This window comes from Vreelandella stevensii S18214, from assembly GCF_000275725.1.
Classification (GTDB): Bacteria; Pseudomonadota; Gammaproteobacteria; order Pseudomonadales; family Halomonadaceae; genus Vreelandella; species Vreelandella stevensii.
Genome location: NZ_AJTS01000023.1, coordinates 113,619 through 128,188 on the forward strand (window position 1 = coordinate 113,619; position 14,570 = coordinate 128,188).

The following is a 14,570-nucleotide window of genomic DNA, read 5'->3' on the forward strand; positions in this document are numbered from 1 at the left end:
ATCATGTGCGCCGCCGCCAGTCGGCCATGCCATTTACGTCAGGAGGACACGATGGCGCTGATCTCTACCCGTACCCAGCACTGGCTGGAGCGTTTGAACGGCTCCAAACACATGCTCTGGCTGATCGCCACCCTCTCGTTTCTGGAAACCATCATCCTGCCCGTGCCCATCGAGCTGGTACTGATCCCGTTGATGGCGGTGAACAAACAGCGGATCTGGGCGATTGCCACGGCCACCACGCTGGGCTGCTTGGTGGCGTCGCTGGTGGGCTATAGCGTGGGCATGGTGCTCTATCAATCGCTGGGGACCTGGTTTATCGAGTTCATGGGCATGGAGGAGAGCTATCAGGCGTTTCAGAGCTTCTTCAACCGCTACGGGTTTGCCGCGATTCTGGCCATCGGCATTCTTCCCATCCCCTTCCAGGTGGCCATGATTACCGCCGGGCTTTCCGGTTACCCTATCCTGCTATTCGTGCTGGCAGCGCTGCTCTCACGCGGGCTACGCTACTACGGGCTGGCCTGGCTGGTGAAACGCTATGGCAAACGGGTTGAAACTCTGTGGAAGCGCCATGCGCTGATGACCAGCCTCGCACTGGGCAGCGCGGTGCTGGTCATCGTGTTGATAATGCAGGCATTGGCGGGAATGATCGTGTGATGCGCTAGCGGCTGATTGGCCCAGCCCTCACTCGATATAGTAACCGCTGACCCGCCAGGTACCCTCTTCCAGATGCGGGGTCACCACTTCCACCACCCGCGGGCGGTTGGCAAACTGGGTCTGGAAAGTGACGACCTTGAAGTCACCCCGCTGAGCGCCGGGCATGGAGGTGTACTGCGAAACGCGCACTCGGCGGCGCGATTGCACCGAGCCAAAGTCCTTGCGCGACAGCGCAACGGTGCGTTCAAGCATGGCAGCAGAAAGCGGTGTGCTCAGCAGTGGCGAAGCGGCTTCCCATGCCTGTTCATACTCGCTGTTATCGATCTTCACCAACCACGCCAGCGCCGCCTCCTCTGCCGCCTGCACAGATGCCTGAGCCGTTGCGGTAAGCATCAACAGGGCAGCGGACAACAACAGAGCACGTAATTTGGGCATGGCAGACTCGTTAGTGGCTAAGAAAAGACGTACCTTTCTATTATCGGAAAATCGCCAGGATTCTTTAGCCCTCCGTCAGGCATAGCCGCATGAAACAGCTATTGGGATCAAGCCAGTAGCTGCCGAACGGCCCGCAATACTCGAACCCGAACCGGGCATATAAACGGCGGGCGGGCTCGAAGAAAGCCATCGAGCCCGTTTCCAGATAGACGGTGTGATAGCCCCGAGCGCGGGCCTCTTCCAGCACGTGCGTCAACAGCCGGGCACCCACGCCCTGCTGGCGGGCAGCAGGCGTGGTACGCATGGACTTCAGCTCCGCCTGGCCCTCCCCCAGCGCCTTGATTGCCGCACAGCCCAACAGCTGGCCGTTCTGGCGGGCGCTGTAAAAGGTGATATTGGCTGCCTTGAGCGCGGTCACGTCCAGCGCATGCACGCTTTCCGGCGGCGAGGTGGCGTGCATGTCAGACAAGTGCTCTTCCAATAGCGCCACCACATCCTGCGCTTCCAGCGTTTCAATTCCGATATGTATCATCGCCCTCTCCGTTGGCTAGCCAAACCCGGCTTCTCAAATACGAAGCGCTCGTATACCATGCGCCACCTCTTTCCTTTAGCGTTCACCGTTAGGCCACCATGTCCGTCAACGCGCTCTACACCGACCTTTCCGGCTATTACGATCTGATGTGCGTCGACATCGACTACCGCGCGCAAAGTAACGCCATTCATCGCCTGCATCAGCTGTTTGGCAACGCGGGCAGCCAGCACCTGGACCTGGCCTGCGGCACCGGCCCCCACGTGCGCCATTTTCTGGATGTGGGTTACACCAGCAGCGGGCTGGACATTCACCAGCCGATGCTGGACCTGGCAGCCACCCGCTGCCCGGAAGCTCACTTTTCGCTGCAAGACATGGGCCAATTCCAGGTGGATGAGCCGGTGGATTTGATCACCTGCTTTTTATACTCCATCCACTACAACGCCAACCTGGAAAAGCTGAGCGCCTGCATCGCCAGCGCCCACCGCGCCCTGCGCACCGGCGGCGTACTGTGCTTCAACAGCGTGGACAAAGAGCGCATCGACAACGCGCTGTTCGTCAAGCACACCGCCCAGCAGGGCGAGGATCGCTTCACGTTTCGTTCGGGTTGGCACTATGCGGGGCAAGGGGAACGGCAAACGCTGCGGCTCAGTATCGAAAAGAGCACGCCTGCGGTCACCCAGGTATGGAATGACGAGCACCCCATGGTGGCGGTCAGCTTTGGCGAACTCATCGCCCTGCTGACGCCCTACTTCGAGGTGCACGTGTTCGAACACGACTACCAGACCATCACCCCGTGGGACAACGCGTCTGGCAATGCCATCTTCGTGTGCGTGAAGCGCGACGGCTAAGGTATCACCTTAGCCGTCAGCTCTCCTGGCTGGGGCGCTGCTGTTGCTGCACGCCCATCAGGAAGTTGCGCAGCATCTGGTCCTTGCACTCGCGGTAATTCTTGTGGCTTGGCTTGCGGAAGAACGCGCTCAGCTCGTGGGGGCTGAGCGGTAGCCCCACCTGCTCGAATACCGCCAGCACGTCTTCGGCCTTCATGTTCAGCGCAATACGCAGCTTCTGGAACACCATGTTGTTGTTCAGCTGGGTTTCCGGCGCAGGCACCGGGCCTTCGCGCTTGCCGCGCTTGAAGCTGATGAAGCCATTCAAAAACGCCGCCAGCTCACGATTCTTCATGGGCACCAGCGCTTCATCCTCATCCTTCTTCAGCCAGGCCGTTACCTGGGCAGGCGTCACGTCCACCTCTGCCAGGGCGAAGATATTGACGATGGTGGCCTCCTTCAAATCGAAGGCATAGCGAATACGGCGAAAAATATCGTTATTGGTCAAGGGGACTCCTAACCGTTGGTAAGCGTGGCCAGCAGCTCGTCGATCTCTGCTTTCAGCTCGTTGTCTTCAATCGTTTGGGCGCTGGCCTGGGCGCGTTGCAAGCTTTCGATGGCGGCCTGGGGCTCGCCCAGCTCCACCTGCAGGGTGGCCATGGAAAAGCCAATCGAGGCCAGATGGTCGTTCGACTGCTTGGCCACTGCCTTGTCCAGCGCCTTTTGGTAGATCGGCAGCGCGTCTTCCAGCTCTTCGGTGAAGTCGGCCAGGGTTTCCCACTGCTCGGGGTGGTCTTTCTCGGTATTCTCATGCTCGGTGCAGATCGCCTGCAGCTCGGCGTAAAGCGCTTCAAAGGTGGCGCGATCATCCCTGGACGCGGCCTTCATCAGCTTTTCGGCCAGCTCGTACACCGCCTTGTAAATTTTGGTGTTGATCATCAAACCACGACCTTATCGACGTAAAACAGCAGGCTAAAGCACACAGGCTTCGCCGGGAAGGGGGCATTATACCTTGTGTGAGGCGGGGTACGGTGACGCGGCGGGCAATATTCGAGCAACGGCGGGCCGATTTTACGCTATGCTGCACCACTTTTTACGTTCGACCCACCTACGACTCGCTGTCAGGGCCCCTTATGCCTTTTTCTACACTCGGTTTATCCACTCCCCTCGTTCAGGCGATCACCGAACTCGGTTACCAGACGCCCACGCCCATCCAGGAACAGGCCATTCCCGCCATTCTCTCGGGGAAAGACCTCATCGCCACCGCCCAAACCGGCACCGGCAAAACCGCCGCTTTCGTGCTGCCGCTGCTGGAGCGCTTCAGCAAGGCAGAAGCGCTGCGGGCCAAGCGCATCCGCGCGCTGATTCTGGTGCCCACTCGCGAGCTGGCGGTACAGGTCAACGCCAGCGTGGCGCAATACGCCAAGCATACCCAGCTCACCTCGATGGCCGCGTATGGCGGTGTGGATACCGCGCCCCAAAAGGAGCGTTTGATCGAAGGCGTGGACATTCTGGTGGCCACACCGGGCAGGCTGCTGGACCTGGCCCATCAGCGCGCCCTGCACTTCGACGAGCTTCAGGTCATGGTGCTGGACGAAGCGGACAGAATGGTCGACATGGGCTTTGTGGATGATATTCACAAGATCATCGTGCGCCTGCCGGAACAGCGCCAGAACCTGCTGTTCACGGCCACCATGACCCAGGACGTTCGCGCCCTCGCCCGCAGCTTTTCAGACAGCAAGATGACCGACCTGGCCGCCAACATCGCGATCACCCCCAACGTTCGCGCCGCCGACACCATCGAACAGTGGCTGATCACGGTCGATAAGGACACCAAATCCGCCCTGCTCAGCCACCTGATCAACGAACAGGCCTGGGACCAGGCGCTGATCTTCGTCGAGAAAAAGCACAGCGCGGCCAAGCTGGTGGCCCAGTTGGAGAAACGCGGCATCGTCGCGGACTCCATCCATGGTGGCCGAAGCCAGGCCATGCGCGAAAAGATTCTGGCCCAGTTCAAAACCGGTGAGCTCAAGTACCTGGTGGCCACCGGCGTCGCCGCGCGGGGGCTGGATATCGGCGAACTGAGCCGAGTGGTGAACTACGACCTACCCTTCCAGCCGGAAGAGTACATCCACCGCATTGGCCGCACCGGCCGCGCCGGGGCCTCCGGGGAAGCCATCTCGCTGGTGGATATCAGCGACTTCAAGAACCTGTGTGCCATCGAACGGCGCATGAACCAGCTCATCGAGCGCCGGGAAGTGGCGGAATTTCCGGTCAAGAAGGCCGTCCCGGCCTCCAACCTGAAGCATGTGAAGAAAGGCAGCCGCTAGGCGTTGTAGGCAACATCGGCGAGTGATGGCCCGCAGGCAGGCGGCAGGCCTTACCCCTGAACGGGTGAAAACGCCGCCAGCAGTTCGGCGTTGGTGGGGTACTTCTCCATCAGCGCCAGCAGCTTCTGCGCGCCGTCGGTTGGCTTGAGCGGCGTCAAGGCTCTGCGCAAGCTGCGTACCTTTTCGATCTCGTGGGCCTCGATCAACAGCTCTTCGCGGCGGGTACTGCTTTTGGCAATATCGAGCGCCGGGAAGATGCGTTGGCTGGCCACCTCCCGCGACAGCACCAGCTCCATGTTGCCGGTGCCCTTGAACTCCTCGAAGATCACCTGATCCATGCGGCTTCCCGTCTCCACCAGCACGGTGGCCAGAATGGTCAGCGAGCCGCCGTTTTCGATGTTCCGTGCCGCCCCGAACAGTTTGCGGGGGATTTCCAGCGCCCGGGTATCCAACCCGCCCGACATGGTACGGCCACTGCCCCGCTGCCCCGCGTTGTGCACCCGGGAAAGCCGCGTCAATGAGTCGATCACGATCATCACATCGTGCCCCTCACCGGCTTGCCTGCGCGCCGTTTGCAACAGGCTATCGGCCACGCGCGCATGGTGGGCGTAGCTTTCGTCAGACGACGAAGCGTGCACCTCGGCGGTCACGCTGCGCTTGAAATCGGTCACTTCCTCCGGGCGCTCGTCGATCAGCAGGGCATACAGCTTGATCTCGGGATACGCCGCCGCCACGGCCTGGCAGATATGCTTCAACAGCGTGGTTTTCCCCGCCCCCGGCGGCGCCACGATCAGCCCGCGCTGCCCCATGCCAATGGGCGTGATCAAATCCATCGCCCGCACGCTGTGCTCACGAACGCCATTGGCCAGATAAAGGCGCGGGGAAGGATGAATGGCGGTGCCGTTGAGAAAGCGCTTTTCGGGGTCGGTGTGTGATTGCTCTTCGGGTGAGGAATCGGCCACTGTCTCGGCGGGCTTGGCCTCTGGGGGCCGTTTCGTTTTGAGGCTTAGGGTTTTGCGGGTCATGGTTGGAGCCGTCTTGTCAAAGTGAGGGTTCGTGGTTGGCCGTGTTCGTGGTGACTCGACGGCGGATGTTAAACGTAGGCATGGTATTCAACGACCTCCCTGACGGCACACAGTGCTTTTTCAAGCTGCTGAATATCTACCGATGCTAGCGCAAGACGGATGGCATGGGGCACCTGGGCTGCCGTTGAAAAGGGAGCTGCGGTCGATACACTGATGCGCTGTTCCAAAAGCGCCACCGTTCCCTCTTGCACCCATTGGCATGCCATCACCGTCACCACTGCTGGCGTATTTCAGGTCGTCGCACGAACCGTGCGCTCTATCTCGGCGACGTCGGGCCGTGAATCAAGGCTAATACATCCGCAACAGCCGTTGGTGATGCATTATTCGTAGTGGCTCCAGAGCCTGAGAACTTTCACCACTCGCTCATCATCGAGCACTTGATAGACCAGGCGATGCTGAATATTGATGCGGCGTGAATAGGCCTCCGCAAGATCACCCACGAGCTTCTCAAACGGGGGCGGCTTGCGGTATGGGTCTTCGGCTACCAGCGCTAGCCGTTCCTGCGCTTTTGGTTTGAGGCCGCGGGAGGCCAGCTTCGCAGCGGCGCGACTCTATCGCGTCGGCCTGCCTTGCCTTGTTATGGGTGCTTTGCCATGATATACCAATATTTGGTACAGGAGTTTCCCCATGGCTAGAAATACCAGCATTACACTCGGCCCCCACTTTGACGAGTTTATAGCCACTCAGGTTGAAAAGGGCCGCTATGGCTCGGTGAGCGAGGTGGTACGTGCCGGACTGCGTCTGCTTGAAGAAACGGAAAGTAAGCTTGAACGGCTCCAACGCCTCCTGGATGAAGGCGAGCAGAGTGGAATCGCAGAGTATTCCCTTGAAAGCGTTATTACAGAACTGGACAACGAAGCTCACTGATGCGTCCATACCTGCTCACTGCCTCTGCCCGAAAAGACGTTGTCGAGATAGGCCGCTTCACCACCGAAAAGTGGGGAAAGCGCCAACGCGATACATACCTCAGGCAGCTTGACGATGCTTTCAAGCTGCTCGCCCGCCAACCTGATATTGGGCGCGATGCGGATGACATAAAGCCAGGGTACAAAAAGTTCACCTGAATCCGTGAGACCGGCCCCCAGGAATGCTTCTAACCTACTGAACTGCATGGCAATATAGCGAATATCGCCATTCACCCAGACAGTGCCATGCCCAACGTCAAGTTCCGCGCCAGTCGCCGCACCCTCACCAGCCACGCCGGGCTGTCCATCATCGGGCAATGCTTCGAGATCGCTGGCGTCGACAGCATCGACAGCCGCTTCCCCACCACGCTGGGCATGCGCACCAGTGACGTGATCAAGAGCTACCTGGGCCTGCTGTGTCTGGGCATGAGCGACTATGACGCTGTCGAGAACTTCCGCCGCGACAAGCCCTTCCAACAACTGCTGACCCTGCAGAAGGTGCCGAGCGCGGCGACGCTGCGACAGCGGCTGGAAAAACTTGCCGCCAACGACCTGCAGGCGCGCACCGCCACCTGGTCCACGACCCCGCCTGTCACTGATCGAAGCACCGATCACCGCCGAGACGACGCACGTCTGCCTGGACATCGACACCTTCGTCATGGACAACAGCAACTCGAAGAAGGAAGGCGTCTCGCGGACCTACCAGAAGGTCGATGGCTACACCCCGATCGCCGCCTATCTGGGCAACGAAGGGTGGTGCCTGGGTCTGGAACTGCGGCCTGGCAAGCAGCACACCATGAAGGAGAGCAACGCCTTCCTGGAGCGGGTACTGCCTCGCGCCCAATGCCTGACCAGGCAACCGATCCTGTTACGCGAGGACAGCGGCTTCGACAGCCAGGCGCACCTGGCGCTTCTCGAACAGCAACGCCAGGTCTTTGCCGACGAGGGGCGCCGGCTCGACTATGTCGTCAAATGGAACCCGCGCGGCTCGGCCACGGCTGATCGAGATACCTGGCTGGCGGTGGCGGCGGACTACTGGGAAGAGCTGCGTCCTGGCAAGCGCCAGGCGCTGTGGCCGCAGACCGTCTCGATCCACGACGACAACAAGACCGAATACGTCGTCCAACGCGTGATGCGCCTGGTAGAGCGCACCGCCGATCGCGATGGCCAGTTGCTGCTCGAACCGGACTATGAGTTGGAAGGCTGGTGGACCAGCCTGGACGAGGCGCCGGAGGCGGTGATCAAGCGCTACCAGGCGCATGCCACCCATGAGCAGTTTCACAGCGAGATCAAGACCGATCTCGACCTGGAGCGCTTGCCGTCCGGCAAGTTCGCCACCAACGATCTGATCCTGCATCTCGCCCAGTTGGCCTACAACATCCTGCGCCTGATGGGACAGCTAGGCATGACCGGCGAGCTGAGCCCGGTTCGCCACCCGGCCAAGCGGCGCCGGCTGCGCACCGTGCTACAAGAGTTGGTGCACCGTGCGGCTCTCGTGATTCACAAGGCACGGCAGATCATCCTCGACTTCGGGCAGGATATCGGGCGCATGACGGTGCTCAAGACGCTGCGGAGCCGACTGCGTTATCCACGAGGAACGCCATGCTGACCGTCAATCGGCGACACTCTATCCACAAGCAGTTCCAAGCGACACGCGATCGCCAGATATGTCGTGCCTGGCGGGTGGAAAGGCATGACAAAACGGGCCGTCAGCACCGATCAGCACGGTGGGTTTTGGCAATAACGGGCTTGCGAAAGCCAACTTGCACGGGGCGAATGATCAAAAAGTGCTCGCTGGCGGTGATAGGGAAAGTGTCGGCGCCGGCTTCACGGATTCAGGATGACTTACAGATCGTCACATAAAAAACAACTACACTATAAAATCATCTCTATTGAGCCAACAATTGACGTAGCGCAAGTTATCTAACGTCCAAAAATATAAACTAAATCAAGAGTTAAAGAGCTTTTTTTAATCTATAGGTACCCATTATGTCGACACTACCTTTCAACCCCTGGTCGGCCGCAATTGCTGTGGCCACCACTCTATTGATTTGGCTGGTGATTCCTTTGCCAGAAGGGCTGACGCCAAACGCTTGGCTCATGCTGGCAATATTTGTCGGCACTATTGTCGCTATCATCGGCAAAGCCATGCCTATTGGGGCGATCTCTGTGGTTGCGATTTCTATTGTCGCGGCAAGTGGCGTGACCGGCGACACGCCAAGCGAGGCCATCAATGTCGCCTTAAGCAGTTATGCCAACCCACTTATTTGGTTAATTGCCATTGCGATTATGATTTCGCGAGGGTTAATCAAAACCGGTTTAGGCGCGCGCATTGGTTACTATTTCATTTCTATTTTCGGCAAACGTACGCTGGGGATCGGCTATGGCCTCGCCTTTTCAGAGCTAACAATTGCACCAGTTACCCCGAGTAATACGGCGCGAGGTGGCGGTATTATCCACCCCATTATGCGCTCTATCGCTCACAGCTTTGACTCACATCCTGAAGACAACACGTCGGGCAAAATCGGCAAATATCTAGCGCTGGTGAATTACCACAGCAACCCCATCACCTCGGCTATGTTCATCACCGCCACCGCTCCTAACCCATTAACCGTTCAACTTATCTCGTCCGCCACTGGGGCGGAAATACAGCTGAGCTGGTTAACCTGGGCGATCGCCATGCTGCTGCCGGGCTTGGTCGCCATCCTGGCGATGCCGTACATTCTGTACCTGCTTTACCCACCGGAAATTAAAGAAACCCCGAATGCCACTCAATTGGCGAGAGACAAACTTGCCGAACTAGGAAAACTAAGCCGAAACGAAGGCATCATGCTGTTCGTTTTCTTAGTGCTGCTTTTGCTTTGGGCGGATATCCCAGCGATTTTCCTGGGGGATGCGGTCACGCTTAATACCACCACGTCTGCGTTTATTGGCTTGTCGCTACTCCTGCTAACAGGTGTTTTGACCTGGGAAGATGTGCTGAAAGAAAAAAATGCGTGGGATACGCTGTTGTGGTTTGGTGCTCTTATCATGATGGCTAGCCAACTTAACGAAACAGGCCTTATTAGTTGGTTTTCAGCGAATATGCAGAGCTGGATTACCACGATGGGGATTGGTTGGGCGGGAGCCTCTGCACTCTTGGTACTCACCTTTCTTTATACCCATTACTTTTTCGCCAGCACGACTGCACACATCACCGCGATGATGGCAGCATTTCTCACCGTTGGCTTAAGCCTCGGCGCCCCACCTATGCCTTTTGTGCTGATTATGGCGGCCACATCTTCGATTATGATGACCTTAACCCATTACGCCACAGGCACCTCACCAGTCATCTTTGGCTCAGGCTACCTGACGCTGGGAGAGTGGTGGAAAGCAGGTTTCATTATGAGCGTGGTGAACCTGCTCATTTGGGTAGTCGTTGGTGGTTTATGGTGGAAGCTGCTTGGCCACTACTGAGTTACCACCTAAAAGCCAACAGAGGTTATTGACCTCTGTTGGCATTGAAATGCCCTGGCTAGGCGCTATTTCTTAGCCTTCTCTTTGGCCTTACCTTTACCTTTCTGCAGCTCGCCCTTTACTTGTTGGGCTTTACCCTTAGATTCTGTTTTACTACTGCCGGTTACTTTGCCAGCTGCTTCCTTCACTTTTCCGGCGGCCTTATTGACAGTACCCTGAATCCGTGAGACCGGCCCTCGGAAGCACTTCTAACCCACTGACCTGCATGGCAATATAGCCATTATCGCCATTCACCCAGACAGTGCCATGCCCAACATAAAGTTCCGCGCCAGTCGCCGCACCCTCACCAGCCACGCCGGGCTGTCCATCATCGGGCAATGCTTCGAGATCGCTGGCGTCGACAGCATCGACAGCCGCTTCCCCACCACGCTGGGCATGCGCACCAGTGACGTGATCAAGAGCTACCTGGGCCTGCTGTGTCTGGGCATGAGCGACTATGACGCTGTCGAGAACTTCCGCCGCGACAAGCCCTTCCAACAACTGCTGACCCTGCAGAAGGTGCCGAGCGCGGCGACGTTGCGACAGCGGCTGGAGAAACTTGCCGCCAACGACCTGCAGGCGCGCACCGCCACCTGGTCCACGACCCTGCTGTCACTGATCGAAGCACCGATCACCGCCGAGACGACGCACGTCTGCCTGGACATCGACACCTTCGTCATGGACAACAGCAACTCGAAGAAGGAAGGCGTCTCGCGGACCTACCAGAAGGTCGATGGCTACACCCCGATCGCCGCCTATCTGGGCAACGAAGGGTGGTGCCTGGGTCTGGAACTGCGGCCTGGCAAGCAGCACACCATGAAGGAGAGCAACGCCTTCCTGGAGCGGGTACTGCCTCGCGCCCAATGCCTGACCAGGCAACCGATCCTGTTACGCGAGGACAGCGGCTTCGACAGCCAGGCGCACCTGGCGCTTCTCGAACAGCAACGCCAGGTCTTTGCCGACGAGGGGCGCCGGCTCGACTATGTCGTCAAATGGAACCCGCGCGGCTCGGCCACGGCTGATCGAGATACCTGGCTGGCGGTGGCGGCGGACTACTGGGAAGAGCTGCGTCCTGGCAAGCGCCAGGCGCTGTGGCCGCAGACCGTCTCGATCCACGACGACAACAAGACCGAATACGTCGTCCAACGCGTGATGCGCCTGGTAGAGCGCACCGCCGATCGCGATGGCCAGTTGCTGCTCGAACCGGACTATGAGTTGGAAGGCTGGTGGACCAGCCTGGACGAGGCGCCGGAGGCGGTGATCAAGCGCTACCAGGCGCATGCCACCCATGAGCAGTTTCACAGCGAGATCAAGACCGATCTCGACCTGGAGCGCTTGCCGTCCGGCAAGTTCGCCACCAACGATCTGATCCTGCATCTCGCCCAGTTGGCCTACAACATCCTGCGCCTGATGGGACAGCTAGGCATGACCGGCGAGCTGAGCCCGGTTCGCCACCCGGCCAAGCGGCGCCGGCTGCGCACCGTGCTACAAGAGTTGGTGCACCGTGCGGCTCTCGTGATTCACAAGGCACGGCAGATCATCCTCGACTTCGGGCAGGATATCGGGCGCATGACGGTGCTCAAGACGCTGCGGAGCCGACTGCGTTATCCACGAGGAACGCCATGCTGACCGTCAATCGGCGACACTCTATCCACAAGCAGTTCCAAGCGACACGCGATCGCCAGATATGTCGTGCCTGGCGGGTGGAAAGGCATGACAAAACGGGCCGTCAGCACCGATCAGCACGGTGGGTTTTGGCAATAACGGGCTTGCGAAAGCCAACTTGCACGGGGCGAATGATCAAAAAGTGCTCGCTGGCGGTGATAGGGAAAGTGTCGGCGCCGGCTTCACGGATTCAGGCTGATTCCCTGGCTCTACCTGCGTGGCGTTTCCTCCGGTGACTTCCAGGAGGCCCTGAGCGCGCTGGTCGGCGAGCAGGCCAATGGCCTGTCGGCGAACACGGTCTCCCGGCTCAAGTCGAAGTGGCTTGATGAGCACAAGGGCTGGCAGCGACGGGACCTGAGTCAGAAACGCTATGTGTACTGGTGGGCTGACGGCGTGTACAGCAACGTCCGTCTGGATGACCGGCTCTGCCTGCTGGTGATCATCGGCGTGACCGAGCATGGTCACAAGGAGCTGGTGGCTGTGGAGGACGGCCACCGGGAGTCCGAAGCCAGCTGGCGAGAGCTACTCACGGATTTGCGGGAACGTGGCTTGGAGCCCTCGCCCAAGCTGGCTGTTGGCGACGGCGCACTGGGCTTCTGGAAGGCTCTGAGCAAGGTGTTTCCGGACACCCGGCATCAGCGGTGCTGGGTGCATAAGACCGCCAACGTGTTGGACAAGCTGCCCAAGTCGGTACAACCGAAGGTGAAGTCAGCCTTGCATGAAATCTACCTGGCGGAGACCCGAGACAGCGCCCACAAGGCGTTCGACAGCACCTTGAGACGATTCCGAGACAAGTACCCGAAGGCCATGGAAAACCTGGAGAAGGACCGGGATGAGCTGCTGGCCTTCTACGATTTTCCGGCGACTCACTGGATTCACTTGCGGACCACCAATCCGATTGAATCCACGTTTGCCACGGTGAGGCTAAGAACCAAGCGGAGCCGCTCCTGTGGCAACCGGGACACCACGTTATCGATGGTGTTCAAACTGCTCCAATCCGCCCAGAAACGCTGGAAGCGGATCAAGGGGTTCGACCAACTGAAGCTGGTCGTGGATAACGTACAGTTTCAGGATGGAATACAGGTGGAAGATCAATCTGACAGGAACGCTGCCTGATGGTCATACACCAGATTTGACAATAACTCCAGAGTGCGTCATGCTGAACAAAGGGACGCACGTTATCGAAGCGCTTGGTGTGCTCGACAGCATTCTCAAGCGCATGGAACAGCATCAAACCAAAAAAAGGGCACTACTCAGGGCACTGAGATTGGCCCAGAACGGACGGTAACAAGTGGATACCGATGAAGGATTGCTAGCCAGCTATCTAAAACGGAAGTTGTCTGCCCATGAAGCGGTCGAGACCATTTCAGGCTGCAGAAACCTGATTCTCGGAATGAGCGCCGCGCAACCGCCGGCATTGATGGCAGCCACTGCAGATGCCCTCAGAGATCGATTGATTGGTCCGTTAAACGTCTATTATCTGCATGGTACGGAACATCTTCAGCAAACTCTTTTAGCTCCAGATCTCATTGATCTCGTAACACCTCGTCCACTCTTTCTAAGCCATTCAGACAGGGCTGCCATTGCACAATCCAACTCTACAAATTGGATTGAATTCGTACCCGCAATGCTCCACCAGGCCGGCCGCCTGCTGACAGAGCACATAGATCCGGAATGTTTTTTTGTGACCGTATCGCCGATGGATCGCCATGGATATTTCAGCCTCGGCACCAACGCTGATTACGGAGCGTCGGTGATCCGAAAAGCAAGGAAAGTCATTGTCGAGGTCAACCGGTATATGCCTCGAACCTTTGGTGAATGTTCCGTCCATATTTCAGAAATAGACCACATCGTTGAGCACGATCAACCGCTGGTAGAGGCAATCCCCAAGGCGCCCACAGAGGTCGATAGAAAGATTGCGCAACAGATCATCGAACGGATTGAAGATGGGGACACCTTACAGATCGGAGTGGGCGGAGTACCAAATGCCGTGCTCTCGGGGTTGAAGCAGCACAAAGATCTGGGGCTACACAGCGAACTGTTCTCCCCGGCAATGGTTCCCCTGATTCAGGCCGGGATCTTGAATGGTCGACGCAAGACATGGATGCAACACAAGCACATTTTCACCTTCGCTCTCGGAGACCGTGCGCTCTACGAGTTCCTTGACGATAACCCTGCTATCGTTGGATACCCCGCTTCCTGGGTAAACAACCCCGACATCATTCGGCTAAACGACAACATGGTGTCTGTAAATTCAGCACTCGAAATAGATCTGACTGGCCAGATCAATTCTGAACAAATTGGCGATCGCCCCTTTTCAGGCACCGGTGGCCAACTCGATTTTGTTCGTGGTGCTTACGCCGCAAGAAACGGGCGCTCCTTCATTGCATTAAGGTCAACCGCTCAATCGGGCTCTGTAAGCCGTATCGTCCCGCGTCTACTCGGCGGTGCCGTCACAGACCCCCGGAATGATGTGCAATTCGTAGTGACTGAGTATGGCTGCGTAAACCTTAAAGGCCTCTCTATCCCTCAAAGAGCCAGAGCCCTCATCCAAATTGCATCTCCTGAATTTCAAGATCATCTTGAGCGAGAGGCAACGTCACTTGGATGGATATAGGCACTATAGATCGGATCACTGAAAT

At 58.2% G+C, this 14,570-nt stretch carries 15 protein-coding genes and 2 pseudogenes; 10 read left to right on the plus strand and 7 right to left on the minus strand.

All coding sequences use genetic code 11. The annotated features are described in order from the left end of the window. Window positions 1-51 precede the first annotated feature (51 nt). Window positions 52-654 (plus strand): YqaA family protein, encoded by a 603-nt coding sequence (locus HSS18214_RS0104670; protein ID WP_016914141.1) that lies wholly within the window; start codon window positions 52-54, stop codon window positions 652-654. A gap of 27 nt (window positions 655-681) precedes the next feature. Here HSS18214_RS0104670 and HSS18214_RS0104675 read toward each other — a convergent pair whose 3' ends face one another. Next, the gene (locus tag HSS18214_RS0104675; RefSeq protein ID WP_016914142.1) at window positions 682-1,089 is read right to left on the minus strand and encodes a DUF4019 domain-containing protein; all 408 of its coding nucleotides are present in this window, start codon (window positions 1,087-1,089) and stop codon (window positions 682-684) included. A gap of 64 nt (window positions 1,090-1,153) precedes the next feature. Further along, window positions 1,154-1,621: a GNAT family N-acetyltransferase gene (locus HSS18214_RS0104680; protein ID WP_016914143.1), complete on the minus strand. Its 468-nt coding sequence runs from the start codon at window positions 1,619-1,621 to the stop codon at window positions 1,154-1,156. Window positions 1,622-1,719: 98 nt separating this feature from the next. Here HSS18214_RS0104680 and HSS18214_RS0104685 point away from each other — a divergent pair, with 98 nt between their 5' ends. Then, window positions 1,720-2,469, plus strand: coding sequence for a class I SAM-dependent DNA methyltransferase (locus HSS18214_RS0104685; RefSeq protein ID WP_016914144.1), 750 nt, complete (start codon window positions 1,720-1,722; stop codon window positions 2,467-2,469). 16 nt (window positions 2,470-2,485) lie between these two features. Here HSS18214_RS0104685 and HSS18214_RS0104690 read toward each other — a convergent pair whose 3' ends face one another. Continuing rightward, entirely contained in the window at window positions 2,486-2,956 is a 471-nt protein-coding gene (locus HSS18214_RS0104690; protein WP_016914145.1) for a YehS family protein, read from the minus strand. 8 nt (window positions 2,957-2,964) lie between these two features. Further along, entirely contained in the window at window positions 2,965-3,387 is a 423-nt protein-coding gene (locus HSS18214_RS0104695; protein ID WP_016914146.1) for a hypothetical protein, read from the minus strand. A 194-nt stretch (window positions 3,388-3,581) separates the two neighbouring features. Here HSS18214_RS0104695 and HSS18214_RS0104700 point away from each other — a divergent pair, with 194 nt between their 5' ends. Beyond that, on the plus strand, window positions 3,582-4,778 hold the full coding sequence (locus HSS18214_RS0104700) for a DEAD/DEAH box helicase (protein WP_016914147.1): 1,197 nt from the start codon (window positions 3,582-3,584) through the stop codon (window positions 4,776-4,778). A 50-nt stretch (window positions 4,779-4,828) separates the two neighbouring features. Here HSS18214_RS0104700 and rho read toward each other — a convergent pair whose 3' ends face one another. Continuing rightward, window positions 4,829-5,803, minus strand: coding sequence for a transcription termination factor Rho (gene rho / locus HSS18214_RS17835; protein WP_016914148.1), 975 nt, complete (start codon window positions 5,801-5,803; stop codon window positions 4,829-4,831). 380 nt (window positions 5,804-6,183) lie between these two features. Then, window positions 6,184-6,396 (minus strand): Txe/YoeB family addiction module toxin, encoded by a 213-nt coding sequence (locus tag HSS18214_RS17840; RefSeq protein WP_050980288.1) that lies wholly within the window; start codon window positions 6,394-6,396, stop codon window positions 6,184-6,186. Window positions 6,397-6,490: 94 nt separating this feature from the next. On the opposite strand from HSS18214_RS17840, the gene HSS18214_RS0104715 reads away from it, so the two are divergent. The 4 genes and pseudogenes from HSS18214_RS0104715 (at window position 6,491) to HSS18214_RS0104730 (ending at window position 10,224) form a co-directional block, all read left to right on the plus strand. Continuing rightward, window positions 6,491-6,730, plus strand: a complete 240-nt coding sequence (locus HSS18214_RS0104715) for a type II toxin-antitoxin system ParD family antitoxin (protein ID WP_016914150.1) — start codon at window positions 6,491-6,493, stop codon at window positions 6,728-6,730. After that, window positions 6,730-6,927 (plus strand): type II toxin-antitoxin system RelE/ParE family toxin, encoded by a 198-nt coding sequence (locus HSS18214_RS18570; protein WP_083844152.1) that lies wholly within the window; start codon window positions 6,730-6,732, stop codon window positions 6,925-6,927. Before HSS18214_RS0104715 ends, HSS18214_RS18570 begins: the two co-directional genes overlap by 1 nt. An 87-nt stretch (window positions 6,928-7,014) precedes the next feature. Further along, window positions 7,015-8,377 (plus strand): annotated as a pseudogene (locus HSS18214_RS17845) (IS1380 family transposase). A gap of 380 nt (window positions 8,378-8,757) precedes the next feature. Then, window positions 8,758-10,224: a DASS family sodium-coupled anion symporter gene (locus tag HSS18214_RS0104730; RefSeq protein WP_016914153.1), complete on the plus strand. Its 1,467-nt coding sequence runs from the start codon at window positions 8,758-8,760 to the stop codon at window positions 10,222-10,224. Window positions 10,225-10,289: 65 nt separating this feature from the next. On the opposite strand, the gene HSS18214_RS18575 is transcribed toward HSS18214_RS0104730, so the two are convergent. Further along, window positions 10,290-10,445, minus strand: a complete 156-nt coding sequence (locus HSS18214_RS18575; protein WP_083844153.1) for a CsbD family protein — start codon at window positions 10,443-10,445, stop codon at window positions 10,290-10,292. An 85-nt stretch (window positions 10,446-10,530) separates the two neighbouring features. Here HSS18214_RS18575 and HSS18214_RS0104735 point away from each other — a divergent pair, with 85 nt between their 5' ends. The 3 genes and pseudogenes from HSS18214_RS0104735 (at window position 10,531) to HSS18214_RS0104750 (ending at window position 14,545) form a co-directional block, all read left to right on the plus strand. After that, the gene (locus HSS18214_RS0104735) at window positions 10,531-11,892 is read left to right on the plus strand and encodes an IS1380 family transposase (RefSeq protein ID WP_016913634.1); all 1,362 of its coding nucleotides are present in this window, start codon (window positions 10,531-10,533) and stop codon (window positions 11,890-11,892) included. Between the two features lie 231 nt (window positions 11,893-12,123). Next, a pseudogene (locus tag HSS18214_RS17850) lies at window positions 12,124-13,044 on the plus strand (IS256 family transposase); the annotation flags it as partial. Window positions 13,045-13,219: 175 nt separating this feature from the next. Next, window positions 13,220-14,545, plus strand: coding sequence for an acetyl-CoA hydrolase/transferase family protein (locus HSS18214_RS0104750; RefSeq protein ID WP_050980289.1), 1,326 nt, complete (start codon window positions 13,220-13,222; stop codon window positions 14,543-14,545). The last annotated feature ends 25 nt before the right edge of the window (window positions 14,546-14,570 follow it).